This is a genomic window from Devosia aurantiaca (genome assembly GCF_011058215.1).
GTDB lineage: Bacteria > Pseudomonadota > Alphaproteobacteria > Rhizobiales > Devosiaceae > Devosia > Devosia aurantiaca.
The window spans coordinates 13,273-38,349 of record NZ_JAALFG010000002.1; the positions used below are offsets into that span (position 1 = coordinate 13,273).

The 25,077-nt window shown below is 61.9% G+C and carries 23 protein-coding genes and 2 pseudogenes; all 25 read left to right on the forward strand.

Going from position 1 to position 25,077, the window contains the following annotated elements:
- The first annotated feature begins 29 nt into the window (after positions 1–29).
- On the forward strand, positions 30–356 hold the full coding sequence (locus G5575_RS21640; RefSeq protein WP_207633060.1) for a hypothetical protein: 327 nt from the start codon (positions 30–32) through the stop codon (positions 354–356).
- On the forward strand, positions 356–1,663 hold the full coding sequence (gene nuoF / locus G5575_RS07475) for an NADH-quinone oxidoreductase subunit NuoF (protein WP_164533790.1): 1,308 nt from the start codon (positions 356–358) through the stop codon (positions 1,661–1,663). The genes G5575_RS21640 and nuoF overlap by 1 nt, the downstream gene beginning before the upstream one ends.
- Before the next feature lie 4 nt (positions 1,664–1,667).
- Positions 1,668–3,770: an NADH-quinone oxidoreductase subunit NuoG gene (nuoG, locus tag G5575_RS07480; RefSeq protein WP_164533791.1), complete on the forward strand. Its 2,103-nt coding sequence runs from the start codon at positions 1,668–1,670 to the stop codon at positions 3,768–3,770.
- 9 nt (positions 3,771–3,779) lie between these two features.
- Positions 3,780–4,877 (forward strand): NADH-quinone oxidoreductase subunit NuoH, encoded by a 1,098-nt coding sequence (nuoH, locus tag G5575_RS07485; protein WP_164533792.1) that lies wholly within the window; start codon positions 3,780–3,782, stop codon positions 4,875–4,877.
- Positions 4,877–5,365, forward strand: a complete 489-nt coding sequence (gene nuoI / locus G5575_RS07490; RefSeq protein WP_164533793.1) for an NADH-quinone oxidoreductase subunit NuoI — start codon at positions 4,877–4,879, stop codon at positions 5,363–5,365. The genes nuoH and nuoI overlap by 1 nt, the downstream gene beginning before the upstream one ends.
- 12 nt (positions 5,366–5,377) lie before the next feature.
- On the forward strand, positions 5,378–5,989 hold the full coding sequence (locus G5575_RS07495; RefSeq protein WP_164533794.1) for an NADH-quinone oxidoreductase subunit J: 612 nt from the start codon (positions 5,378–5,380) through the stop codon (positions 5,987–5,989).
- The gene (gene nuoK / locus G5575_RS07500; protein ID WP_164533795.1) at positions 5,989–6,306 is read left to right on the forward strand and encodes an NADH-quinone oxidoreductase subunit NuoK; all 318 of its coding nucleotides are present in this window, start codon (positions 5,989–5,991) and stop codon (positions 6,304–6,306) included. Before G5575_RS07495 ends, nuoK begins: the two co-directional genes overlap by 1 nt.
- 12 nt (positions 6,307–6,318) lie before the next feature.
- Entirely contained in the window at positions 6,319–8,445 is a 2,127-nt protein-coding gene (gene nuoL / locus G5575_RS07505) for an NADH-quinone oxidoreductase subunit L (RefSeq protein ID WP_164533796.1), read from the forward strand.
- Positions 8,445–10,028, forward strand: a complete 1,584-nt coding sequence (locus G5575_RS07510; RefSeq protein WP_164533797.1) for an NADH-quinone oxidoreductase subunit M — start codon at positions 8,445–8,447, stop codon at positions 10,026–10,028. Before nuoL ends, G5575_RS07510 begins: the two co-directional genes overlap by 1 nt.
- Before the next feature lie 60 nt (positions 10,029–10,088).
- Positions 10,089–11,482 (forward strand): annotated as a pseudogene (gene nuoN / locus G5575_RS07515) (NADH-quinone oxidoreductase subunit NuoN).
- Positions 11,483–12,313 carry a biotin--[acetyl-CoA-carboxylase] ligase gene (locus G5575_RS07520; RefSeq protein WP_164533798.1) on the forward strand — a complete coding sequence of 277 codons (831 nt, stop codon included), beginning with the start codon at positions 11,483–11,485 and terminating at the stop codon, positions 12,311–12,313.
- Positions 12,314–12,384: 71 nt separating this feature from the next.
- The gene (locus G5575_RS07525; RefSeq protein ID WP_164533799.1) at positions 12,385–14,058 is read left to right on the forward strand and encodes a ribonuclease J; all 1,674 of its coding nucleotides are present in this window, start codon (positions 12,385–12,387) and stop codon (positions 14,056–14,058) included.
- Positions 14,059–14,286: 228 nt separating this feature from the next.
- The gene (locus tag G5575_RS07530; protein ID WP_164533800.1) at positions 14,287–14,538 is read left to right on the forward strand and encodes a DUF1467 family protein; all 252 of its coding nucleotides are present in this window, start codon (positions 14,287–14,289) and stop codon (positions 14,536–14,538) included.
- A gap of 281 nt (positions 14,539–14,819) precedes the next feature.
- Positions 14,820–16,169: a proline--tRNA ligase gene (proS, locus tag G5575_RS07535; protein ID WP_164533801.1), complete on the forward strand. Its 1,350-nt coding sequence runs from the start codon at positions 14,820–14,822 to the stop codon at positions 16,167–16,169.
- Positions 16,166–17,537, forward strand: a pseudogene (locus G5575_RS07540) (ABC transporter permease). Before proS ends, G5575_RS07540 begins: the two are co-directional and overlap by 4 nt.
- Positions 17,530–18,216 (forward strand): ABC transporter ATP-binding protein, encoded by a 687-nt coding sequence (locus G5575_RS07545; RefSeq protein ID WP_164533802.1) that lies wholly within the window; start codon positions 17,530–17,532, stop codon positions 18,214–18,216. The pseudogene G5575_RS07540 and the gene G5575_RS07545 overlap by 8 nt, the downstream one beginning before the upstream one ends.
- A gap of 570 nt (positions 18,217–18,786) precedes the next feature.
- Positions 18,787–19,281 (forward strand): pantetheine-phosphate adenylyltransferase, encoded by a 495-nt coding sequence (coaD, locus tag G5575_RS07550; protein ID WP_164533803.1) that lies wholly within the window; start codon positions 18,787–18,789, stop codon positions 19,279–19,281.
- A complete protein-coding gene (locus G5575_RS07555) occupies positions 19,278–19,862 on the forward strand; it encodes a peptidylprolyl isomerase (RefSeq protein ID WP_164533804.1) in 585 nt (194 codons plus the stop codon). The genes coaD and G5575_RS07555 overlap by 4 nt, the downstream gene beginning before the upstream one ends.
- Positions 19,863–19,942: 80 nt before the next feature.
- Positions 19,943–20,455, forward strand: a complete 513-nt coding sequence (locus G5575_RS07560) for a peptidylprolyl isomerase (RefSeq protein ID WP_164533805.1) — start codon at positions 19,943–19,945, stop codon at positions 20,453–20,455.
- A complete protein-coding gene (locus tag G5575_RS07565) occupies positions 20,433–20,867 on the forward strand; it encodes a hypothetical protein (protein ID WP_164533806.1) in 435 nt (144 codons plus the stop codon). Before G5575_RS07560 ends, G5575_RS07565 begins: the two co-directional genes overlap by 23 nt.
- 39 nt (positions 20,868–20,906) lie before the next feature.
- Entirely contained in the window at positions 20,907–21,356 is a 450-nt protein-coding gene (locus G5575_RS07570; protein WP_164533807.1) for a DMT family transporter, read from the forward strand.
- A gap of 4 nt (positions 21,357–21,360) precedes the next feature.
- Complete coding sequence (gene queA, locus G5575_RS07575; RefSeq protein ID WP_164533808.1) at positions 21,361–22,440, forward strand: tRNA preQ1(34) S-adenosylmethionine ribosyltransferase-isomerase QueA; 1,080 nt, start codon at positions 21,361–21,363, stop codon at positions 22,438–22,440.
- Complete coding sequence (locus G5575_RS07580) at positions 22,437–23,060, forward strand: exopolysaccharide biosynthesis protein (protein WP_164533809.1); 624 nt, start codon at positions 22,437–22,439, stop codon at positions 23,058–23,060. Before queA ends, G5575_RS07580 begins: the two co-directional genes overlap by 4 nt.
- Positions 23,061–23,239: 179 nt before the next feature.
- A complete protein-coding gene (locus G5575_RS07585) occupies positions 23,240–23,902 on the forward strand; it encodes a mechanosensitive ion channel family protein (RefSeq protein WP_328765925.1) in 663 nt (220 codons plus the stop codon).
- A gap of 42 nt (positions 23,903–23,944) precedes the next feature.
- The gene (gene tgt / locus G5575_RS07590) at positions 23,945–25,072 is read left to right on the forward strand and encodes a tRNA guanosine(34) transglycosylase Tgt (RefSeq protein ID WP_164533811.1); all 1,128 of its coding nucleotides are present in this window, start codon (positions 23,945–23,947) and stop codon (positions 25,070–25,072) included.
- The last annotated feature ends 5 nt before the right edge of the window (positions 25,073–25,077 follow it).

A 25,077-nucleotide genomic window follows, 5' to 3' on the forward strand; every position in this document is an offset into this window, starting at 1 on the left:
CGTCGCCCGAACCGGTAAAGCCCGAAATCGTGGCGCCGGAGGCCAATCCCAAGGAAGTCAGCCCGACGCTCGACGCAGGTGCCGTGCCGCCCTTGTTCGAACGTCCTCAACGGACTGCCGACAACCTCAAGCTGATTTCCGGCGTCGGTCCGGTGATCGAAGCCAAGCTCAATGCCCTGGGCGTCACGCGCTATGACCAGATCGCCAAGTTCGGTCCGGAAGACCTCACGCGTCTCGACACCGCGCTCAATTTTCGCGGTCGGGTTTCGCGTGACAACTGGGTCGGCCAGGCCGAGGCGCTGGCGCGTGGCGGCATCGAAGAACACCGCCGCCTATTTGGGAAGGATCCCCGCTGATGCTTGCTGACAAGGATCGCATCTTCACCAATCTTTATGGCCGGCACGACTGGACGCTGGCTGGCGCGCGGCAACGCGGCGCCTGGGCCGGCACCAGGGAGTTCATCGACTCCGGGCGCGACTGGATCACCAACGAGGTCAAGGCCTCCGGCCTGCGAGGCCGCGGCGGCGCCGGTTTCCCGACCGCGCTCAAGTGGACCTTTATGCCCAAGGTGAGCGACGGCCGTCCGCACTATCTGTTGGTCAACGCCGACGAGTCCGAGCCCGGCACGTGCAAGGATCGCGAGATCATGCGCCACGATCCGCACCATCTGGTCGAGGGCTGCCTTCTCGCAGCCCGCGCCATGGATGCGCATCTGGCCTTCATCTATGTCCGCGGCGAATTCATCCGCGAGCGCCAGCATCTCGAGCATGCCGTCCAGGAAGCCTATGACGCCAAACTGATCGGCAAGGACAATATTCACGGCTGGGACCTGGACATCATCGTTCATCACGGCGCCGGCGCCTATATCTGCGGCGAAGAAACCGCGCAGATGGAGTCACTTGAAGGCAAGAAGGGCCAACCGCGCCTCAAGCCGCCATTCCCGGCCGGCATGGGCGTTTACGGCAACCCGACCACCGTCAACAACGTCGAGTCGATCGCCGTCGTCCCGGAGATCCTGCGCCGCTCGGGCGCCTGGTTCGCTTCCATCGGCCGCGCCAACAATACCGGCACCAAGCTCATGTGCGTCTCCGGCCACGTCAACCGGCCGGCGACCTTCGAAGAAGCCATGGGCGAAAGCTTCAAGGACATCATCGACAAGCATTGCGGCGGCGTGCGTGGCGGCTGGGATAACCTCCTGGCCGTGATCCCCGGCGGTTCGTCGGTCCCTTGCGTGCCAGGCGAAAAGATCCAGAACGCCGTCTATGATTTCGATGGCCTGCGCGAAGTCGGCTCTTCGATGGGCACGGCGGCGATCATCGTCATGGACAAGTCCACCGACATCATCAAAGCCATCTGGCGCCTGTCGGCCTTTTACAAGCACGAAAGCTGCGGCCAGTGCACGCCGTGCCGCGAGGGCACCGGCTGGATGATGCGCGTCATGGAACGCATGGTCGAAGGCCGCGCCCAGAAGCGCGAAATCGACATGCTGTTCGAAGTGACCAAACAAATTGAAGGCCACACCATCTGCGCCCTCGGCGACGCTGCGGCATGGCCGATCCAGGGCCTGATCCGCAACTTCCGCCACGTCATCGAACAGCGGATCGACCAGTATACATATTCGTCCACCAGCGACGGCGCCGTGCCGTCGATCGCTGCGGAGTAGGCTTATGGCCAATATCAAAGTCGACGGCCAGCTCGTCGAAGTTCCGGACTACTATACCCTGATGCAGGCGGCCGAAGCCGCTGGCGCCGAGATCCCGCGCTTTTGCTACCACGATCGCCTGTCGGTCGCGGGCAATTGCCGCATGTGCCTCGTTGAAGTGAAGGGTGGCCCGCCAAAGCCGCAGGCCTCCTGCGCCATGTCGGTCAAGGACTTGCGTCCCGGCCCCAACGGCGAGCCGCCTGAAATGTTCACCAACACGCCCATGGTCAAAAAGGCCCGCGAAGGCGTGATGGAATTCCTGCTGATCAACCATCCGCTCGATTGCCCGATCTGCGATCAGGGCGGCGAATGCGATCTCCAGGACCAGGCCATGGCCTATGGCGTCTCCGGCTCGCGTTTCTTCGAGAACAAGCGCGCCGTCGAAGACAAGTATATGGGTCCGCTGATCAAGACCTCGATGAACCGCTGCATTCACTGCACGCGCTGCGTCCGTTTCACCACCGAAGTCGCCGGTATTTCCGAGCTCGGCCTACTGGGCCGTGGCGAAGATGCCGAGATCACGCCATATCTCGAGCGCGCACTCACCAGCGAACTCCAGGGCAATGTCATCGACCTTTGCCCGGTCGGCGCGCTGACTTCCAAGCCATATGCCTTCCACGCTCGCCCTTGGGAATTGAGCAAGACCGAGAGCATCGACGTCATGGACGCCGTGGGCTCAGCCGTGCGCGTCGATGCCCGTGGCCGCGAAGTGATGCGCGTGCTGCCGCGCGTCAACGAAGCCATCAACGAAGAGTGGATCTCCGACAAGACCCGCTTCCATTGGGATGGCCTCAAGACTCAGCGTCTCGACCGCCCCTATGTGCGCAAGAATGGCCGCCTGCAGTCCACGACTTGGGACGAAGCTTTCGCCACCGTCGCCGCCCGCATCAAGCAGGCCGGCAACCGCGTTGGCGCCATCGCCGGTGACCTTTCTGCCGTCGAAGAGATGTACGCGCTCAAGGGTCTCCTGGCCTCGATCGGCTCGGGCATGACCGATGTGCGTCCCGCCATGTCCGGCATCGATCCGTCCATGCCGCGCTCGGCCTATCTCTTCAATCCGACCATTGCCGGTATCGAAGAAGCCGACGCCATCCTCATCATCGGCGCCAATCCGCGCCGCGAGGCCGCGGTGCTGAACGCCCGCATCCGCAAGACTTGGCGCGCCAAGGGCATTCCTGTGGCCGTCATCGGCGAACAGGCCGATCTGACCTATCCTTATGAATATCTCGGCGCCGGTTTCGAAACGCTGGCCGACCTCGCCGCGGGCAACGGCGCCTTTGCAAATACGCTTGCAAATGCCCAGCGTCCGCTGATCATCGTCGGCGAAGGTGCGGTCTCGCATGCCAGCCTCGGCAAGCAGGCTGGCCGCGACACCATTGCTTTGGCGGCCAAGCTCGCCAGCGGCGCCAATGTTGCCGAAGGCTGGAACGGCTTTGCGCTGTTGCACAACGCCGCCAGCCGCGTCGGTGGTCTCGATATCGGCTTTGTGCCGCACAATGGCGGCGTCTGCTCTGCAGACCAGATCGCCATGGCGGGCAGGGGTGAGCTCGACGTCCTGATCTTGCTGGGCGCCGACGAATACGACACCTCGGCCATGGGCAATGCCTTTGTGGTCTATATCGGCTCGCACGGTGACAAGGGCGCAAACCGCGCCGATGTCATCCTGCCGGGCGCGACCTACACGGAAAAGTCCGGCACCTATGTGAACACGGAAGGTCGCGTGCAGGTAACCACCCGCGCCGTATTCCCGCCCGGCGATGCCAAGGAAGACTGGGCCATCATTCGCGCCCTGTCCGGCGTCATCGGCCAGCCGCTGCCCTATAACTCGCTGTCGCAGCTGCGCAGCGCCATCTATGCGGAATTCCCGCATCTGGCGCGCATCGATCAGATCACGCCTGGCTCGGTCGGCGATCTCGCGACTCTGGCCGGCGCTGCGATCAAGACCCAGTCGGCGCCCTACAAATCGCGGGTTTCGGACTTCTATCTCAGCAATCCGATCGCTCGTGCATCTGCCGTTATGGCCGAATGCGCTGCGATGGCCTCCGGCATGCGCCAAGCTGCGGAGTAGGGGAGCATAATGGACTTCATCAACGCTGCCCTCGACTACCTGCTCGGGATCCCGGCCATTGGCTTGGGCACCCAGATCGGGTTTGTCTATAAGGCGCTCGCTCTCCTTGTTGGCCTCCTGATCTTCACGGCCTTTATCCTCCTGGCCGACCGCAAGGTCTGGGCGGCGGTGCAGCTGCGTCGCGGACCTAACGTCGTCGGTCCGTTCGGCCTCCTGCAATCCTTCGCCGACCTTTTGAAGTTCGTCTTCAAGGAAGCCATTATTCCGGCCGGAGCCGACAAGATCCTGTTCCTTGCCGCCCCGCTGATCACCGCAACGCTGGCGCTTGCTGGCTGGGTCGTGGTGCCTGTGTTCGATGGCGGCGCCATGGCCAACATCAATATCGGCATTCTCTACCTCCTCGGCGTCTCCTCGCTTGGCGTCTATGGCGTCATCATCGGCGGCTGGGCATCGAACTCGAAATATCCGTTCCTTGGCGCCCTCCGCTCTGCGGCGCAGATGGTGAGCTACGAAGTCTCGATTGGCCTCGTCATCATCACCGTGCTGCTCTGCGTCGGCTCTCTCAACCTCAACGACATCATTCTGGCGCAGCGCGACATGGGCCTTGCCCATGCGATTGGCGTGCCGTGGCTGACCTTCCTCAACTGGTTCTGGCTGCCACTCTTCCCGATGTTCGTGGTGTTCTACATTTCGGCTCTGGCCGAAACCAACCGCCCGCCCTTCGACATGGTGGAAGGCGAGTCCGAACTCGTCGCCGGCTTCATGACCGAGTATTCGGCCACGCCTTACCTGCTGTTCATGCTGGGCGAGTACATCTCGATCCTCCTGATGTGCGCCATGACCACGGTGCTGTTCCTCGGTGGCTGGACGTCGCCGATCGACCTGCCACCATTCACCTGGATTCCGGGGCTCATCTGGTTCTTCATCAAGGTTACGCTGGTCTTCTTCATGTTCGCCATGGCCAAGTCCATCGTGCCCCGCTACCGCTACGACCAACTGATGCGAATCGGCTGGAAGCTCTTCCTGCCGCTGTCGTTGATCATGGTCATTATCGTTGCTTTCGTGCTTCAGCTCACCGGCTGGGGCTGGCATGGAGGCGTTGCCTGATGCGCGTCGGACAAGTCGTAAATACCCTCCTGCTGCGCGAGTTCGTCTCGGCCTTCTTTCTGGCCATGCGCTACTTCTTCAGCCCCAAGCCTACGGTGAACTACCCCTTTGAAAAGGGCCCGGTCTCGCCGCGCTTTCGCGGTGAACACGCCCTCCGCCGGTATCCTAACGGCGAAGAGCGCTGCATTGCCTGTAAGCTCTGCGAAGCTATTTGCCCGGCCCAGGCCATCACCATCGAAGCCGGCCCGCGCCAGAACGACGGCACCCGCCGCACCGTGCGCTACGACATCGACATGGTGAAATGCATCTATTGCGGCTTCTGCCAGGAAGCTTGCCCGGTAGACGCCATCGTCGAAGGCCCGAACTTTGAGTTTGCGACCGAAACGCGCGAAGAGCTCTACTTCAACAAAGAGCGGCTCTTGGCCAACGGCGACCGGTGGGAACGCGAACTCGCGTCCAACCTCGCCGCCGACGCGCCATACCGCTAAGAGGGAAGACGGATGAGCCTTCCACTATTCTTCTTCTACATCTTCTCGGCAGTGACGGTCGCCTCGGCCTTCATGGTGATTTCCTCGCGAAATCCCGTCCATGCCGTGCTGTTCCTGATCCTGGCCTTCGTCAACGCCGCCGGTCTCTTCATGCTGGCCGGCGCTGAGTTCCTGGCGCTGATCCTGATCGTCGTCTATGTCGGCGCCGTCGCGGTGCTGTTCCTCTTCGTCGTCATGATGCTCGACGTCGACTTCGCCGACATGCGCCGCGGCATGCTGCAATACGCGCCGGTCGGTATCGTCGTCGGCATCGTGCTGCTGCTCGAGCTTCTGCTGGTTGCCGGTAGTTTCCTCGTCGCACCCGATGCGGCGAGCGGATCGTCGCTGCCGATCGACGGCACGATGGACAATACCCGCGCACTCGGCCTCGTGCTCTACACGCGCTATGTCTTCCTGTTCCAGGGCGCTGCAGCCATCCTCCTGGTGGCCATGATCGGTGCCATCGTCCTGACCCTGCGTCACCGCACCGGCGTAAAGCGCCAGAGCACCGCAGCGCAACTCGGCCGCATGCCGGCCGACACGCTCCAGGTCGTCAAAGTCAAAAGCGGCGAGGGGCTGCAATAATGGTCGGTACGGTTATTGGGCTCGGTCACTACCTGACCGTTGCGGCGATCCTGTTCACGCTGGGCGTGTTCGGCATCTTCCTCAACCGCCGCAACATCATCGTCATCCTGATGTCGGTGGAATTGATCCTGCTGGCGGTCAACCTCAACCTCGTGGCCTTCAGCTCGCATCTGCAGGACCTTCAGGGTCAGGTTTTTGCGCTGATGATCCTCACCGTTGCTGCTGCCGAGGCCGCTATCGGTCTCGCCATCCTCGTTACCTTCTATCGCAATCGGGGCACGATCGCGGTTGAAGACGCCAACCAGATGAAGGGTTAAGGGGCACCCTCTATGATCATTCAGGCGATTGTTTTCCTGCCCCTCGTCGGGGCACTCGTCGCAGGCCTGCTCGGCCGCAGCATCGGCCACCGGCCATCCGAGTTCATCACCACCGGCCTCCTAATCATCGCTGCGGTGCTGAGCTGGGTCGTCTTCCTGCCTGTCGCCTTTGGTGATGGCCTGGTTGGTGCGGTCGGCGACGGCCATGCCGCCGTGGTCAAGGTCGAGGTCATGCGCTGGATCCAGGTCGGCGACATGGACCTGCGCTGGATCCTGCGCGTCGATACGCTCACCGCCATCATGCTGGTCGTCGTGAACACGGTCTCGGCCCTCGTTCACCTTTATTCCATCGGCTACATGAACGAAGACCCGCACCGGTCGCGCTTCTTCGCCTACCTTTCGCTCTTTACCTTCGCCATGCTGATGCTGGTGACGGCTGACAACTTCTTGCAGATGTTCTTCGGCTGGGAAGGCGTGGGTCTCGCGTCATATCTCCTGATCGGCTTCTGGTACACGCGTCCCTCGGCCACCGCCGCCGCGATGAAGGCCTTCGTCGTCAACCGTGTCGGTGACTTCGGCTTCGCCCTCGGCATCTTCGGCGCTTTCCTGGTGCTCGGTCACATCGACTTCGATGGTGCCTTCGAAGCGGCCGATGCTTTTGCGACCACCGGTCTTCCCACCATCCGGTTCCTTTCCTGGAACGTCGATGCCATGACCGTCGTCTGCCTGCTGCTCTTCATGGGTGCCATGGGCAAGTCGGCGCAGTTCCTGCTGCACACCTGGCTGCCGGACGCCATGGAAGGCCCGACGCCCGTGTCGGCGCTGATCCATGCCGCAACCATGGTGACCGCCGGCGTCTTCATGGTCGCCCGCCTGTCGCCGCTGTTCGAAACCTCACAAGTGGCGCTGACCGTCGTCATCGTCATCGGCGCCATCACTGCTTTCTTTGCCGCAACCGTCGGCCTCGTCCAGAACGACATCAAGCGCGTCATCGCGTATTCGACCTGTTCGCAGCTCGGCTACATGTTCGTGGCCCTCGGCACCGGTGCCTATTCGGCCGGCGTTTTCCACCTCTTCACCCACGCCTTCTTCAAGGCGCTCTTGTTCCTGGGCGCCGGCTCGGTCATCCACGCGATGCACCACGAGCAGGACATGCGCAACATGGGTGGCCTCCGCAAGAAGATCCCCATCACCTATTGGATGATGATGATCGGCACGCTGGCGCTGACCGGCGTCGGCATTCCGGGCACCAATTTTGGTTTTGCCGGCTTCTTCTCCAAGGACTCGATCATCGAGAGCGCCTATGCCTATGGTGGCCAGATCGGCAGCTTTGCCTTTTGGCTTCTGGTCATCGCCGCCATGTTCACGAGCTTCTATTCGTGGCGCCTGGTGCACCTGACCTTCCACGGCTCGCCGCGCGACGCGCAGCATAGCCATACCACTCATCCCGATCCGGCCCATTCGGATCCGGAAACCCATCACGAGCCGATCGACGACAGCAATCTCGACGACCATGTGCATGCCGCCGTCAGCCATGACGATGCGCATCACCATGGCTCCGCCTATGACCACGCCCATGAATCGCCAAACGTCATGCTGGTGCCGCTCTATGTGCTGGCCGTCGGCGCGGTGCTTGCCGGCGCGGTCTTCTACGGCATGTTCTTCCACGAGGTCGAACACATCGAGCACTTCTTCGCCGGCGCCATTGTCGTCGACCACGAGATCATCGAGGCGGCGCACCATGTGCCGTGGCTGGTCAAGTGGAGCGCGACCTTTGCCATGATCATCGGCTTCATCGCCGCCTACATCATGTATATCCGTCGTCCAGAAATGCCGGGCCGCATCGCCGCGACCAATCCGGGGCTCTACAAGTTCCTGCTCAACAAGTGGTACTTCGACGAGCTCTACAACACGATCTTCGTCAAGCCCGCGCTCTATATCGGCCGCGCGGTGTGGAAAGGCTTCGATGACCAGCTCATCGACCAGACCTTCACCGAAGGTCTCGGCCGCCGCGTCCAGAACGTCACCAACTGGGTGGTCAAGCTCCAGTCCGGTTATCTTTATCACTATGCCTTCGCCATGCTGATCGGCATCGCGGCGCTCCTGACCTGGGCCATCGCGGCCGGGGGATTGATCTGATGAATTTCGACAATTCGATCCTCACCATCCTCACTTGGCTGCCCGCGCTCGGCGCAGCGCTGCTGCTGGTGACGCCCAAAAGCGCCCTCAACGCCATCCGCTGGATCGCGCTTGCGGTGACGCTGGTCACTCTCGCGCTTTCCCTGGCACTGTGGCAGAGCTTCGACCCGGCCAATGCCGGCTTCCAGTTCGTGGTCAACATGCCCTGGATCGGCGAGAGCATCGGCTATCGCGTTGGCGTCGACGGCATCTCGGTGCTCTTCGTCGTGTTGACCGCGCTGCTCATGCCCTTCGCCGTTCTGGCGAGCTGGGACGTCGACCTGCGCGTCAAGGAATACATGATTGTCTTCCTCGTCCTTGAAACGCTGATGATCGGCGTGTTCACGACGCTCGACCTGGCGATGTTCTATGTCTTCTTCGAAGGCACGCTGCTGCCGATGTTCCTGATCATCGGCATCTGGGGCGGTTCCGCCCGCATCCAGGCCGCCTATAAGTTCTTTTTCTATACCTTTGTTGGTTCGGTCTTCATGCTCGTCGCCATGATGGCGATGTATTGGGATGCCGGCACGACCGACATTTCGCGCCTCCTGACCCACGACTTCCCCGTGGCCATGCAGCCTTGGCTGTGGATCGCCTTCTTTGCCTCGCTGGCGGTCAAGATGCCCATGTGGCCGTTCCACCGCTGGCTGCCGGAAGCACACGTGCAAGCGCCGACCGCCGGTTCGGTTATCCTTGCCGCAATTCTGCTCAAGCTTGGCGGCTACGGCTTCCTGCGCTTCTCGCTGCCCATGTTCCCCGAAGCCTCGGCGAACTTTGCGCCCTTCATCTTCACCCTTTCGGTTGTCGCCATCATCCTGACCTCGCTGGTCGCCCTGGTGCAGACCGACATCAAGAAGCTGATCGCCTATTCATCTGTCGCCCATATGGGATTCGTCACCATGGGCATCTTTGCGGGCAACGCCCTGGGCATCCAGGGTGCCATGTTCCAGATGATCAGCCACGGCATCGTCTCGGGCGCGCTCTTTCTTTGCGTTGGCGTCATTTATGACCGCATGCACACCCGCGAAATCGCGGCCTATGGCGGCCTCGTCGAGCGCATGCCGCAATATGCCTTTGCCTTCATGGTCTTCACCATGGCCAATGTCGGCCTGCCGGGGACATCGGGCTTCGTCGGTGAATTCCTCACCATGATGGGTGTCTTCCAGGTCAACACCTGGGTGGCCTTCTTTGCCGCCTTCGGCGTCATCTTCTCGGCCTGCTACGCTCTCTGGCTTTATCGACGGGTGATCTTCGGCGCGCTGACCAAGGACAGCCTCAAAGGCATCCTAGACCTGACGACCCGCGAAAAGGTAGTTCTCTACCCGCTGATCGTCCTCACCATCGTCTTCGGTTTCTATCCGGCGCCGATCCTCGATACGACCGCTTCGGCTGTCGACAACCTTGTCGCGCAGTATTCGCAGGACATCGGCCGCAACCCGGCCGTCGATCTTGCCGATGAACGTGCACCCTTGAACTATGTCGCGCCGGTTGCTGGCGCGGAACCGGCTGCCGAAGAGCACGCAGCCGAGCCTGCTGCGCACTAGGAGCCTCAAGTGAACTCTGACATCACCGATTTCGCGAGCCTGGCGCCGGCATATCCAGAAATGCTGATGGCCGTCGGCGTCCTCGTGCTCATCCTCGTGGGCGTCGTCGTCAACAAGGAACGCTCGGGCTTCGTCACCTGGCTCGCCATCATCTTGATGGCCGTGACCGGCGTGCTCGTCGCCACCCAGCATGCCGATGGCGTCATCTTCAACGGCCTTTTCATTGCCGATAGTTTTTCGCGTTACATGAAGGTGCTGGTCGTTGGCGGCGCTGCCCTGGCGCTGATCCTTTCGGTCTCCAACGACGTCGAGAACGGCACCCACAAATACGAATACGCGATCCTCGCCACGCTCTCGACGCTGGGCATGATGATCATGGTGTCGACCAACGATCTCATGACCCTCTATATCGGCCTCGAGCTGCAGTCCCTGTCGATCTACGTCATGGCCGCTATTAAGCGCGACGATAGCCGCGCCACCGAAGCGGGCCTCAAGTATTTCGTGCTCGGCGCCCTGAGCTCCGGCATGCTGCTCTATGGCGCATCGCTGATCTATGGCTTTACCGGCCACACCAACCTGCAGGAAATCGTCGTTGCGATCACTAGCGAAGGCCGCTCCATCGGCCTGATATTCGGCGTGGTGTTCCTGCTTGCTGGCGTTGCCTTCAAGATTTCCGCCGTGCCGTTCCACATGTGGACGCCCGACGTTTACGAGGGGCGCCGACCCCGGTCACCGCCTTCATGGCCATGGCGCCCAAGGTCGCGGCGATGACGCTGATGATCCGGCTCGTGATCGACACCTTCTCGCCGATCTCCACCGATTGGCAGCAGGTCGTCATCTTCCTCTCGATCGCGTCCATGGTGCTCGCGGCCTTCGCCGCCATCGGCCAGAATTCGCTCAAGCGCATCATCGCCTACTCATCCATCGGCCATGTCGGATTCGCCTTGGTCGGTCTATCGTCCGGCACGCAAGTTGGTGTCGAAGGCGTCGCCATCTACATGGCGATCTATGTCGCCATGACTGTGGGCTTGTTCGCCTGCATCCTCTCGCTACGCACCGAAACCGGCTATGTCGAAACCATCGGCGACCTAGCCGGCGCCGCACAGCGCCGTCCCTTCGTCGCCGCCGTCATGGCAATCCTGATGTTCTCGCTGATCGGCATGCCGCCACTCGCCGGCTTCTTTGCCAAATGGCACGTTTTCTTGGCGGCAGTGGAAGCCCATCTTTACGTGCTGGCCATCATCGGCGTTCTCGCTTCTGCCGTTAGCGCCTTCTATTATCTGCGCGTCGTCAAGACGATGTACTTCGATCCGCCGGTCCGTGAATTCGCCGCCGTGCCGAACGAACTCAACATCATCATGGCGGTCTCGGCCTTCTTCATCGTGACCTACTTCTTCACGGTGGGTAATCCGCTCGCGCAGGTGGCGCACAACGCCGCTGGAAGCCTGTTCTAGGTGAGCAATTTCTCTCTTGGTGCCAAAGCGCGGTCTGCCGGATACCGGCTGGCCGGCTTTGACACCATCGGCTCAACCAATACCGAAGCGCTCGCTGCCGCCGCAGCGGGCGATCCGGGCGGCATCTGGTTTGCCGCGCTGCAGCAAACCGAGGGCAGGGGCCGTCGTGGCCGTCAGTGGATGAGCCCACCCGGCAATCTGGCCGCCAGCCTCTTGATTGTTCCGGACGCCGACCCAGATACTATCGCGACCCTCGGCTTCGTGGCCGGCGTGGCGCTCAATCGCGCGTTGTCGTCCATTCTCCCGCAAGGCATGATCCGCATCGGCATCGATGGGGCGGACGGCCTCGATGGCCAATCCCGCATCGCTTTAAAATGGCCCAATGACGTTCTCGCCGATGGCGCCAAACTTGCCGGCATCCTTCTCGAAGCCAGCAAGACGCCAGCCGGCAACACGGCAATCGTAGTGGGCTGCGGCGTCAACGTCGTTGCCGCGCCCGAAGGCGTGCCTTATCCAGCGACATCGCTGCGCGCTCTGGGTATCGATCGCACGGCCGAGGACGTCTTTGAAGCGTTGACCGATGCCTGGGTCGAGACCTTTGCCCTTTGGGACGATGGTCGCGGCATCGGCACCGTTCTTGAACTCTGGCGCGGCTCTGCCGCCGGCATCGGTGCGCCAGTCGCCGTCACGCAGGACGGTTTTGTCCGGCGCGGCATTTTCGAAACCATCGATTCTTCCGGTCGATTGATCATCCGCGACGACACTGGCGCGCGATTTCCGATCACCGCAGGCGATGTGCATTTTGGGGCAACGGCCAGCGCCCGAAGCTGACCACAACATGGTCGAAACGACCGGCGACCTGAGTTCGCCCGGCGTTCCGACCGCAAGAAAAGGAACAACCCATGGCTCAAACCCAAAGGGATGAACTCGTCTTTGTGCCGCTTGGCGGCGTCGGCGAAATCGGCATGAACATGGCCGCCTATGGCTTCGGCCCCGAGCGCTCGCGCAAGTGGATCGTGGTCGATTGCGGCGTCAGCTTCGGCGGCCCCGACCTGCCGGGCATCGAACTCATCATGGCCAATCCCGAATTCCTCGAGGAGAATGCCGACGACGTGCTGGCGCTGATCCTCACCCACAGCCACGAAGACCACTATGGCGCGGTGCTCGATCTCTGGCCGGTCTTCGACAAGCCCGTCTATGCCACACCCTTCACCGCCGCCATGCTGGCTGCCAAGCGGGCAGGGGACGGGATCGTCGAAAATGTCGATGTCACCATCATGACGCCCGGCAAGCCGTTCACCGTCGGCCCCTTCACCATCGAGCCGATCAACGTCGCCCACTCGATACCCGAATCGAACGCCCTGCTGATCACCACCCCGATCGGCCGTGCGCTCCATACTGGCGACTGGAAGCTCGATCCAACCCCGACGCTGGGCCGTCCGACCGACTTCGCGCGCATGGAGGCCATCGGTAACGAGAGCGACCTGCCGCTGGCGCTGATCTGCGATTCCACCAATGCGATGAAAGAAGGCGAAAGCCCCTCCGAGGAAGAGATCGGCCGCAACCTCGCGCAGCTGATTGCCGATGCGCCGAACCGCGTCGCCGTCACGACCTTTGCGTCCAATGTCGGCCGTGTCGTCTCCATCGTTCGCGCCGCACACGAGGCCGGCCGCGAAGTCGTCCTGTCCGGCCGTTCGCTCCATCGCATCATGGGCATCGCCCGGGAACTCGGCATGCTCGAAGGCCTGCCGACCCTTCATGACCAGGATGCCTACCGCACCATCGCTCGCGACAAATGCGTCCTGATCTGCACCGGCTCGCAGGGCGAGGCCCGCGCCGCCATCGCCCGCATTGCCCGCGGCGATCACCCGGTCATCGATCTCAATGCCGGCGACCGCATGATCTTCTCGTCGTGGGCAATCCCGGGCAACGAGCGCGAAGTCAACGACATCCAGAACCTCTTGATCGATCGCGGCGTCGAGGTCATCACCGCCAGCGATGCCATGGTTCACGTCACCGGTCACCCCCGCCGCGGCGAACTGCGCAAGCTCTATTCCTGGGTCAAGCCGCAGGTGCTGGTGCCGGTCCATGGCGAAGCGATGCATCTCGAGGCCCATGCCAAGCTGGGCCGCGAAGAGGGCATCCCCAACGTGGTCGAAACGCGTAATGGCGACATGGTCCGTCTTTTTCCCGAACCTTTGGCCTTTCCGGCCGAAGTGCGCACCGGCGAGCTTTATCTCGATGGCCTCGTCCTCTGCACACCCGAAGAATCGGGCGTCAAAGGCCGCCGCCGCCTGTCCTTTGGCGGCATGATCACCGTCAGCCTTTGCGTCAATTCCAATGGGCAGGTCGTTTCCGGCCCCGAAATGGTGATCGAAGGCCTGCCCGAGACGGAAGATGAGTCGGTTTCCGACATCGTCGAAGACACGGTCGCCAACATCATCAAGTCGATGCCGCCCAAGCGCCGCAGCGACACCGAAGTGCTCAACAACGCGCTGTTCAAAGGTATCCGCAACGAAGTGAACGCCTTCTGGGGCCGCAAGCCCAACGTCTCGATCTTCGTGCACCGGGTTTGATCCCGGCGCTCGTCCAGCCCACCGGATGTCACCCCGGCCTTGAGCCGGGGCCCATCTTGAGATCTCAGGATTGATCCCCGCCTGCGCGGGGATGACATCGAGCGTGTTGCACCGGCGGAACTCCTCCCCCGACTGACGGGTGAGGCTGGCTGGGGGCCCGCTCACACGATCCCGTGCCGCGACACCCCGCCACTTTCGCCCACACCCGTTCCGCGCTACACCAGCACCATGCAAATCGGTTCTCTCCTCGCTGTATATTTCGTCGTCTGGTGGCTGACCTTTGTCGCCGTGCTGCCGATCGGCAGTCACAGCCATCACGAAACAGGCGCGGAAGTTATTGTCGGCAATGATCCCGGCGCGCCTGTGCAGCCCATGCTGATCCGCAAGGCGCTGATTACCACGGTGCTCGCGATCGGGCTCACGGCGCTGCTGCTCTGGGGCATCAACAACCCCACGCTCCACGCCTACTGGAATCGCTAAGACAAATAAAAAAGCGGGGCACTGGGCCCCGCTGAATTGAGTTTGTTCGACAATACGCTGGTCTTAGGCACGCTATACAGCGGCTGCCAACGCTCCTCCCTTGACGTTGTCGACGTCCAGCGGTTTGGACCGCCTTTGTTTTATTGAGCCGGAACCTAACAACTGTTTTTGGGTCTGCCAAGCGGATTCTGCATAGCTTGCATGCTTGCATCGAATAGACGACTAAGCTTTGAGTGGGCACTAACAAGCCCTACGAGTCGAAGCCTTTTCCTGGAGTTGCCATGCGCCTTTCCCGCTACTTCCTGCCGGTGCTGCGCGACGTCCCCAAGGAAGCCGAAATCGTCTCGCATCGCCTGATGTTGCGCGCCGGCATGATCCGCCAGCAGGCCTCCGGCCTCTATTCCTGGCTGCCGCTTGGCTACAAGGTCCTGATGAAGGTCCAAAAGATCATCGAGGAGGAGCAGAACCGTTCCGGCGCGATCCAGCTCCTGATGCCCACCATTCAGTCCGCCGACCTATGGCGCGAATCCGGCCGCTACGACGCCTATGGCAAGGAAATGCTGCGCATCGAGGACCGCCACGAGCGCGAATTCCTTTATGGTCCCACCAACGAGGAGATGATCACCGACATCTTCCGGGCCTATGTAAAATCCTACAAGGACCTGCCGCTCAATCTCTACCACATCCAGTGGAAGTTCCGCGACGAGGTCCGCCCGCGTTTCGGCACCATGCGCTCCCGCGAATTCTTGATGAAGGATGCCTATTCCTTCGATCTCGACGAGCCTGCAGCCGTCGCCGCCTTCCAGCGCATGTTCGTCGCCTATCTCCGCACCTTCCGCCGCATGGGCCTTGTCGGCATTCCGATGCGCGCCGATACCGGCCCGATCGGCGGCAACCTGTCCTATGAATTCCACGTCCTGGCAGATACGGGCGAAAGCGGCGTTTTCCTCGACAAGGACTTGCTCGATAAGCCCATTCCGGGCAAGGACACCGACTATCGCGGCGATCTCGATCCGATCTTCAAGGATTGGACTTCGCTCTTCGCCATGACCGACGAGATGACCGATGAAGCCACCTTCCGCGCCCAGGTGCCGGAAGATAAGCAACTCATGGCGCGCGGCATCGAAGTTGGCCACATCTTCTATTTCGGCACCAAATATTCCGATCCTATGAAGGCCAATGTCACCGGCCCGGATGGCAAGAACATCGCCGTCCATATGGGCTCCTACGGCATCGGCCCGACCCGCGTCGTGCCCGCCATCATCGAGGCCAGCCACGACGAGAACGGCATTGTATGGCCGGTCTCGGTCGCGCCCTTCGAAGCGGTGCTTATCAACCTCAAAGCGGGCGACGCCGACACCGACACCGCTTGCGAGCAGCTTTATGCCGAGCTGACCGCCGCCGGTCTCGACATGCTCTACGACGATCGCGACCAGCCTGCGGGTTCGAAGTTCGCGACGGCCGATCTCGTCGGCATCCCGTACCAGATCATCCTTGGGCCACGCGGCCTTAAATCCGGCGAAGTCGAGATCAAGCATAGAAAGACCGGCGAGCGCGAGACGCTGCCGCTTTCGGGGGCCGTCGAACGGCTCAAGAGCCTGATCGAACCCCAGCGGATGACCGACATTTGAGCGAGAGCCCAGCAGCAGCAAGCACCGGCCGGTCCACCCGGCCGTTCTCCCGTTTCGAATGGCTGATCGCCGGCCGCTATCTCCGGGCCCGCCGCAAGGAAGCGTTCATTTCGGTGATCGCCAGCCTCACCATGGTTGGCGTCGCCATCGGCGTGGCGACGCTGATCGTAGTCATGTCGGTGATGAACGGGTTTCGCGGGGAGCTGCTCGACAAGATCCTCGGGCTCAACGGCCACTTCACAGGCTTTCCGATCGAGTCCCAGTTCACTGACTACAAGGAAACCGTCACCGCTCTTGAAGGCGTCGACGGCGTCGATTTTGCCGTCTACTTCGTCGAGGGCCAGGTGCTGGCAACGGGGCAGGGTCAGTCCACGGGCGTTACCGTCCGCGGTATGGACGAGGAAAATCTCAAGAAACTGAGCCTGCTTTACAACGCTGCCGAGCAGGGGGTTCGACCAGTGGGATGAGAGCCGCGGCGTCGCCATCGGTTATCGCCTGGCGCAGACGCTTGGCGTGAACCTCGGCGACCAGGTGCAGATCATCAACCCGGAAGGCACGATGACGCCCTTCGGGTCGACGCCGCAGATCCGCTCCTATCCGGTCAACGTCATCTATAATCTCGGCATGGTCGAGTTCGACAGCTACTTCATGTACATGCCGCTCGAGCCCGCCCAGGACTATTTCAAGATGGTCGACGAGGTGCTCAAGCCCGGCCAGGCCCAGCTTGATCCGCTCGCCACCGACGAGGAAATCGACGCGGCCTATATGCGCGTGCCTCGCGCCTCGGCGGTCGAAATCTTTATCGATGACCCCGATCAGGTCGGCCTCATGCGGCAGCGCCTGCAGTCGGCTCCTGAAAAACGACCGCTGGTGCTCACCGATTGGCAGCAGCGCAACGAGACCTTCTTTTCGGCCCTGCAGGTCGAGCGCGTCGTGATGTTTACCATCCTCTCGATGATCATCCTGGTTGCCGCCTTCAACATCATCTCCAGCCTCATCATGCTGGTGAAGGACAAAAGTGCCGACATCGCTGTGCTGCGCACCATGGGCGCCACGCGCGGTTCGATCATGCGCATTTTCTCGATGACCGGCACCGCCATCGGCGTCATCGGCACCATTGCCGGCACGATCATCGGCCTCATCGTCGCAGCCAATGCCGAGGCCTTGCGCTCGTCCATCTCCAATCTGCTGGGCGTCACGCTCTTCCCGCCGGAGGTGTTCTTCCTTTCCTCGCTGCCGAGCCGCACCGACCCGGTGGAAGTCACCGTCGTCGTCTGCATGGCCCTGGGCCTGAGCTTCCTTGCCACGCTCTACCCGGCATGGCGCGCAGCCCAATATGACCCGGTGGAGGCCCTCCGCTATGAGTAAGCCTCACCTCCGCCTCGCCGACGTCCACCGCCATTATGGCGAAGGCGATCGCACCGTCCGTGTGCTCGAAGCCGCTAACCTCACGGTGGAAAGCGGCGAAATGGTCGCCTTGGTCGCGCCTTCGGGCGCCGGCAAGTCGACTCTACTGCATCTTTGCGGCCTCCTCGAATCGCCGCAGTCCGGCGAGATCGAGATTGTCGGCCAGCCCACGAGCAAGCTGAGCGATCGCGGACGAACCCAGTTGCGCCGCTCGACCGTTGGTTATGTCTATCAGTTCCACCACCTGCTGCCCGAATTTACGGCGCTGGAAAACGTCGTCATGCCGCAGCTCATCGTCGGCAAGTCCGATAAGGAGTCGGCGGGCAGGGCCATGGAATTGCTTGGCCTGCTTGGCGTCGGTCACCGCGCGACGCACCGACCGGCCGAACTTTCCGGCGGCGAACAGCAGCGCATCGCCATTGCCCGCGCTGCCGCAAACCACCCCCGCGTCATCCTTGCCGACGAGCCCACGGGCAATCTCGATCCGGAAACCAGCGACGTCGTCTTCGGCGCACTCAAGGACCTGATCCGCAACGAAGGCGCTGCAGCGCTCATCGCGACGCACAACTACGATCTGGCGCGGCGGGCAGACCGGATTGTCACGATTCGAGGCGGGCTGGTGGTCGCGCACGAGCTCTAAGTCACCCCCTTCCGAGCACCGCTAGGCTCGTGCCTCGCCAAGCTCTGCTTGCCTTCCCCTCTGAGGAAGAAGGTGGGCATCCTGTATTGTCCACGATAGTGCCACGCCGACCGATCTCACCTTCCCCCTTGAGGGGAAGGCAAGCGCAGCTTAGGCGCGTCGCGAATTAGCGCAGCTAGGATGGGGGTGTCGGCCTCTCCTCCAACTCATCTATCCCGCTTATCCCCTCCGTAAAATCTTCCGCTAACTTCACCCCATCAGCCGGGTGGAGATGGGGTTGCAACGATCAACCGTCCGGCGACAGCCGGGAGGGGTCTTTATCGTTGAGGATCCTGGGTCCGTGGACGGGGCTTTAGTAATCATCCCCTAAGACGCTGCCTGCCAGAAAACCCGGCGCCCCGAGGCGAGCTTCGTCTCACAAACTAAACTATTCACGAGGCGAAAGCAGTCTCGGGGCTCCATCATCGATCACCAACCGGTGGCAAACCCAACCGGCGCTTCGGCACGTCCCGGCCCTTGCCAAGCCGCAACGCCGCATGACAAAAAACTGCCAACAACGGGGGAGACGGCATGAGCGAGTTGGTGGGGTTCTATCCTGGGTCGTTCGACCCGCTGACCAATGGCCATCTCGATGTCATCGAGCGCGCCTGCAAGCTGGTGGATACGCTGGTCGTTGCGGTCGGCATCAGCGCGACCAAGAAAAGCCCGCTTTTTACCCACGAGGATCGTATTGCCATCCTCCAGCAGGTGCTGCCCGCGATCGGTAAGCGAACGGCTACCGAATTTCGCATCGTCGATTTCTCGGGCCTGATGGTCAATGCCGCGCGCCAGCACGGCGCCAAGCTGATTATTCGCGGCCTGCGCGACACCACCGACTACAATTACGAAATGCAGATGGTGGGCATGAACGCCCAGATGGCGCCCGAACTGCAGACTGTTTTCCTGCCCTCCAGCCCGCCGGTCCGGCATATCTCGGCCACATTGGTGCGCCAGATCGCCGAGATGGGCGGAGACATTTCCGCCTTCGTCCCGCCAATTGTCCTCAAGGCTTTGAAGTCCTCATGATCAAGATCAACCGCCGCAGCTTCGCCGCTCTCGCCCTTGGCGCGACCCTTCTCGCTTCACCCGCCTTCGCCCAGTCGGGCACGCCCCACCTGATCCTGACGCTTGAAGATGGCGCGGTCGACATCGAGCTGCTGCCCGCGATCGCACCCAAGCACGTCGAGCGCATCGTCACGCTGACCGAGGAAGGCGCTTATAACGGCGTGGTCTTCCATCGTGTCATCGACGGCTTCATGGCTCAGACCGGCGACGTGGCCAACGGCAATGCCGACAGCCCGAACTACAATCTGGCCGCTGCCGGCACCGGTGGCTCGGAGCTTCCGGACGTCGAAGCCGAGTTCAATTCCGAAAGCTTCCAGCGCGGCGCCGTCGGCGCAGCCCGATCGCAGGACCCGAACTCCTTCAACTCGCAGTTCTTCATCACCACCGCTGACGCCAGCTTCCTCGACGGTCAGTACACCGTCTTCGGCAAGGTTGTTTCCGGTATGGAAGCGGTCGATGCCCTCGAAAAGGGCCCGCAGGAACAGAATGGCGCCGTCGCCAATCCGGACAAGATCGTCACCGCCACGATCGAGTACAAGTAACAGGGCAAGTGCGGCGGCTTGCCTTGCGCCAGCCGCCCATTCCGCCTAAACCCGCCTGCAAACAACCAAGAGGCGCCACCATGGCCTACGACGATCCCGAAAACACCCTCGTCATCGAAACCACCAAGGGCAAGGTCGTCATTGCCATGCGTCCCGACGTGGCGCCCGGCCATGTCGAGCACATCAAGAAGTTGGCCCGCGAAGGCGCCTATGACGGCGTGGTGTTTCACCGCGTGATCGACGGCTTCATGGCCCAGACCGGCGACGTCAAGTTCGGCAATTCCAACCTTGCAGACTTCAACCCGTCCCGCGCCGGCACCGGCGGTTCGAAATACCCGAACCTCAAGCAGGAATTCAACGCCGAGCCCCACAAGCGCGGCACCGCCTCGATGGCGCGTGCGCAGGATCCGAACTCGGCCAATTCGCAGTTCTTCATCTGCTTTGCCGACGCGCCCTTCCTCAACAAGCAGTACACCGTCTGGGGCAATGTCATCGAGGGCATGGATGCCGTCGATCAGATCAAGCGTGGGGAGCCGGTGATCAACCCGGACAAGATGGTCTCGGTCAAAGTTGCTGCCGACATCGCTGAATAAGCTTCTGCTGGCGGCTTCGGCCGCCAGCATTTTCGCCATGCCCGCCATGGCGCTCGACACCGTGTCCTGCGCCGATCGGGAAGGCGAGATCGCCTTCACCTATGTCACCGGTCCCGCCTTGGTGCAGCCTGTCCTCAGCGTCGACATGCAGATGATCGGCGATTTCGGCTTCTCAACCGACCCGGACCAACCGAAATACGACGGCGAATATGTCTCTGATGGCTTCATCGGCCGAGATGTCGAAGGCGGGGATGTCTCGTGGAATGACGAGAATGGCAAACGCCATCACGCCATGAGCTTTCGCATCGGCCGTACCTCGCACGGCGCCCACAGCATCATCGGCGGTGTGGTCAGCGTCGCAGGCGGCGGTCTTTGGGTCGTGGAATGCAAATCCACTTCCGTCGATGAATAACCGGGAGCCTAGGCGGCTCGACAGGTCAGTGCTTTGAAAATGGATACGGTTCTCTGGGCGCTGATGGGCGTCATCGCCGGTGCGTGCATCGCCGCTCAGGCGCCAATCAATGCGAGCCTCGGCAAGGCGCTTCAGGTGCCGGTTGCCGCAGCAGCGGTGTCGTTCCTTGCGGGCGGCATTGTGCTCTGGGCCCTGGCCTTCATCTTCAGCAACGCCACCCACACGCCGATAAATTTCGGCGCACCCGCACCCTGGACATTCGTGGCCGGCGGCCTCCTCGGCGCCTTCTACGTCTTTTCCAACATAACCCTCACGCCGCTCATGGGCGCTGCCGCGGTGATGGCGCTGTCCGTCACCGGGCAACTGATCGGCGGCCTGCTGCTCGATAAGGTTGGCTTCATGGGCATGGCAGTCCGCGAACTCACGGTCGGCCGCCTTGCCGGCGCGGCCCTGCTGGTGATCGGCGCCGTCATGATCCGGGTACTTTAGCGAAATGCGCGTTACCGAATTCGATTTTGACCTGCCCGAAAACCTGATCGCCCTTCATCCGGTCGAACCTCGCGACTCCGCGCGTCTCCTCGTCGTCCGCCCCGACGAGCCTTTGGTTGACGGCCACATCCCCGATCTTCTGACACTGCTTCGGCCCGGCGATACACTGGTCGTCAATGACACGCGGGTGTTGCCAGCTGAGTTGAAGGGTGTCCGCCTGCGCGGCGAAAATCGCGGCAATGTCTCCTTCAACCTCCATAAGCGCGTCGATGCCAGTTCCTGGCGCGCCTTTGCCCGGCCTGCCAAAAAGCTCGCTGTCGACGATCAGCTCGAGCTCACCAATGGCGAGATGGAGCCACTCACCGCGCGTATCACCGGCAAGGGTGACAGCGGCGAAGTGACCATCACTTTCGACCTTGCCGGCGCTGCGCTCGATGAAGCCATCAAGTCGCACGGCGCCATGCCGCTGCCGCCCTATATCGGCGCCAAGCGGCCGGTTGAGGAGCGCGACAAGACCGACTACCAGACCGTCTACGCGGCAGAAGACGGCGCCGTCGCCGCACCAACGGCCGGCCTGCATTTCACCGAAAAATTGCTGCAGGACCTTTCCGACCTTGGCGTCGCGATGGAGCGCGTGACGCTTCACGTCGGGGCAGGGACCTTCCTCCCCATGAAGGTCGACGACACCGAAGACCATGTCATGCATTCCGAATGGGGCGATATCGACCAAGCGACCGTCGAGCGCATCAATAGGCGCCGCGCCGCCGGCGGCCGTGTGATCGCCGTCGGCACCACGAGCCTGCGGCTGCTCGAAACCGCATCGCGCGCCACCGGCAAGCTCGAGCCCTTTATCGGCGATACCGACATCTTCATCACGCCGGGTTTCCGCTTCCGCACGGTGGACGTGCTGATGACCAATTTCCACCTGCCCAAGTCAACGCTCTTCATGCTGGTCAGCGCCTTTTCCGGTCTCGACACGATGAAGTCGGCCTATGCCCACGCGATCGAGAACGGCTATCGCTTCTATTCTTATGGCGACTCTTCGCTGCTCCATCGTGCGCCGCATCCTGAGGATGAGGCTTGACGGCTCGAGCGCCGATCAACCGCTACGCCCGCCGCATCGCCTCGGCCCTGCGCCGGGCTGCTGAAACCGGAACGCACCTGACCCTCATGGGCTTGGTGAAATTGCTCGGCCCCAAGGCGCACCGACTGCTGCTTCTGGTGGCCGCGCTCTTCAACATGATTCCGGGTCCGCCCGGTTTTGGCGGCACTATAGCAGGGACGACCTTCCTGATCGCCCTCGCCATGGTGCTCGACCGCCCGATCCGCCTGCCGCCGCCCATCATCGGCAATCGCAAGCTGCCGCTGAAACTCCTGATCCGCGCCAGCGACCAGGTCGTCCGCGTCACAGATATCCTCGCTCGCTTCTCACGGCCTAGAATGCGCTGGCTGACCGGGGCAGGCATGAACCTGCCTTACGGTGTCATAGTGATGCTGGTGAGCGTGATCATGGCAATACCGATCCCCTTCATCAACGCCATCCCCAACGTCGGTCTTTGCATCGTAGCTTTCTCGATGCTTAACCGGGATGGAGGCGGAGTAATCATCGGTCTTATTGCCACAGCGATCGGTGTCGTTATCGACGCAGTCATTATTTTTGGCGTGGCGTATCTGGCCGTAAATGCCATGGGAGCTATGCACTAGCCCCATGCAACATTCGATGAATAGAGCAATTTCGACTGTAGTTGCTTAGGAGATAAGTCTCGTGAATTCTATGTTCCCGTCCATCACCGCTACCTGGCTTTTGGCCAACCTTTGGTCGCTCATCACTGCTGTGATCGTGCTCGCGATCGGGTGGTTTGTTGGGTTTTGCATCGCGAACGGTGACATCGGTTCTTTCGACGAAGCTCGGACAAAATGCCACTATTGCTCCGCTTGTTGGTCAGGCGCTTCGCTACGGCGTGCTTTTTGTAACCATCATCATCGTGCTGGGCCAGTTCGGCGTTCAGACCGCCTCGATCCTTGCCGTGCTCGGCGCCGCCGGCCTTGCTGTAGCCCTGGCCTTGCAGGGCACGCTTTCCAACATTGCCGCTGGCATCATGCTGGTCTTCCTGCGACCCTTCAATGTCGGCGACTATATCGACGCCGATGGCATCGTCGGCACGGTAGTCGAAGTCGGCCTGTTCGCCACCCAGCTCCGCACCATCGACGGCGTCTACCTTTTCGCTCCGAACTCGAAGCTGTCTAACGCCAAAATCCTCAACTACACGCGCGAACAATCACGCGTCGTCGAGGTCAAGTTCAATGTTCCCCGCACGGCCAATCTCGACGAACTGCGCAGGACGCTCGATCAGCAGGTGCGCGGCGACTTCCCAGATAGCTCGGCACAGCCTGAATTTTGGGTCGATACGCTCAACGACGCGAACATGGTCATCGTCGCTCGCGTACCCGTTCAAAGCCGCGACTGGTGGGAGGCACGCTCTATCATCCAGGAGCGCATCCGCAACGCCGTCGACAGCGCAAATGGCTTTACGCCGGCTGCGTGATCGCTCTTTCATCATGCCTGTCGAAGGGCTAGAACGCGCCCCATGAAACAGGTCACCTTTACCCTTTCCGCGACGGACGGCATGGCCCGCCGCGGCCGTATCGATACGCCGCGCGGCGAGATCAACACGCCCGCCTTCATGCCGGTCGGCACAGCGGGCACCGTCAAGGCCATGTATCCCGAGCAGGTGCGCGACACGGGCGCGGACATCCTCCTCGGCAACACCTATCACCTGATGTTGCGCCCCGGCGCCGAGCGCGTCGCCTCGCTGGGCGGCCTCCACACCTTCATGAACTGGGAACGGCCGATCCTCACCGATAGCGGTGGTTTCCAGGTGATGTCGCTGGCCAAACTGCGCAAGCTCACCGAGCGCGGCGTGACCTTCAAGTCGCATATCGACGGTTCTGCTTACGAGCTGACGCCGGAGCGCTCGATCGAGATCCAGACGCTGCTCGACAGCGACATCATCATGCAGCTCGACGAGTGCATCGCGCTGCCGGCCGAGCGCAAGGAGATGGAACGGGCCATGGAGCTCTCCATCCGCTGGGCCGATCGCTCCAAGACTGCCTTCAACAACCAGCAGAACCGCATGCTGTTCGGTATCGTGCAGGGCGGCGACGATGCCGAGCTGCGCTCCCGATCGGCGGCTGGGCTGCAGTCCATCGGCTTTGACGGCTATTCGATCGGCGGCCTTGCCGTCGGCGAGCCGCAGGAGGTAATGTTCCGCGTTCTTTCCGACATCACCCCCGAACTACCTGCCGACAAGCCGCGCTACCTCATGGGCGTCGGCAAGCCGGACGATATCCTGGGTGGCATCGAGCGTGGCGTCGACATGTTCGACTGCGTCCATCCCACGCGTGCCGGCCGGCACGGCCACGCCTATACGCGCTTCGGCGTCATCAATCTGAAGAATGCTCGTCATAGGGATGATCACCGGCCCTTGGACGAGGCATCGCCCAACCCCAATTGCCGGCGCTGGAGCCGCGCCTATCTCCATCACCTCGTTAAGACTGAAGAGATTTTGGGCGCGATGGTGCTTTCGCAGATCAACCTGGCCTACTATCAAGAGCTGACCGCGAGAGCGCGGGCGGCCATCGAAGCGGGCCGCATGACCGATTTTGCGGCAGAAACGCGGGCGGCCTGGGCCGCTGGCGATCTGCCTGTGCTTTAGGGAAC

Coding starts and splice junctions, on each gene's coding strand:
- nuoF (WP_164533790.1), top strand. CDS start 356: ATGCTTGCTGACAAGGATCGCATCTTCACCAATCTTTATGGCCGGCAC.
- nuoG (WP_164533791.1), top strand. CDS start 1,668: ATGGCCAATATCAAAGTCGACGGCCAGCTCGTCGAAGTTCCGGACTAC.
- nuoH (WP_164533792.1), top strand. CDS start 3,780: ATGGACTTCATCAACGCTGCCCTCGACTACCTGCTCGGGATCCCGGCC.
- nuoI (WP_164533793.1), top strand. CDS start 4,877: ATGCGCGTCGGACAAGTCGTAAATACCCTCCTGCTGCGCGAGTTCGTC.
- G5575_RS07495 (WP_164533794.1), top strand. CDS start 5,378: ATGAGCCTTCCACTATTCTTCTTCTACATCTTCTCGGCAGTGACGGTC.
- nuoK (WP_164533795.1), top strand. CDS start 5,989: ATGGTCGGTACGGTTATTGGGCTCGGTCACTACCTGACCGTTGCGGCG.
- nuoL (WP_164533796.1), top strand. CDS start 6,319: ATGATCATTCAGGCGATTGTTTTCCTGCCCCTCGTCGGGGCACTCGTC.
- G5575_RS07510 (WP_164533797.1), top strand. CDS start 8,445: ATGAATTTCGACAATTCGATCCTCACCATCCTCACTTGGCTGCCCGCG.
- G5575_RS07525 (WP_164533799.1), top strand. CDS start 12,385: ATGGCTCAAACCCAAAGGGATGAACTCGTCTTTGTGCCGCTTGGCGGC.
- G5575_RS07530 (WP_164533800.1), top strand. CDS start 14,287: ATGCAAATCGGTTCTCTCCTCGCTGTATATTTCGTCGTCTGGTGGCTG.
- proS (WP_164533801.1), top strand. CDS start 14,820: ATGCGCCTTTCCCGCTACTTCCTGCCGGTGCTGCGCGACGTCCCCAAG.
- G5575_RS07545 (WP_164533802.1), top strand. CDS start 17,530: ATGAGTAAGCCTCACCTCCGCCTCGCCGACGTCCACCGCCATTATGGC.
- coaD (WP_164533803.1), top strand. CDS start 18,787: ATGAGCGAGTTGGTGGGGTTCTATCCTGGGTCGTTCGACCCGCTGACC.
- G5575_RS07555 (WP_164533804.1), top strand. CDS start 19,278: ATGATCAAGATCAACCGCCGCAGCTTCGCCGCTCTCGCCCTTGGCGCG.
- G5575_RS07560 (WP_164533805.1), top strand. CDS start 19,943: ATGGCCTACGACGATCCCGAAAACACCCTCGTCATCGAAACCACCAAG.
- G5575_RS07570 (WP_164533807.1), top strand. CDS start 20,907: ATGGATACGGTTCTCTGGGCGCTGATGGGCGTCATCGCCGGTGCGTGC.
- queA (WP_164533808.1), top strand. CDS start 21,361: ATGCGCGTTACCGAATTCGATTTTGACCTGCCCGAAAACCTGATCGCC.
- tgt (WP_164533811.1), top strand. CDS start 23,945: ATGAAACAGGTCACCTTTACCCTTTCCGCGACGGACGGCATGGCCCGC.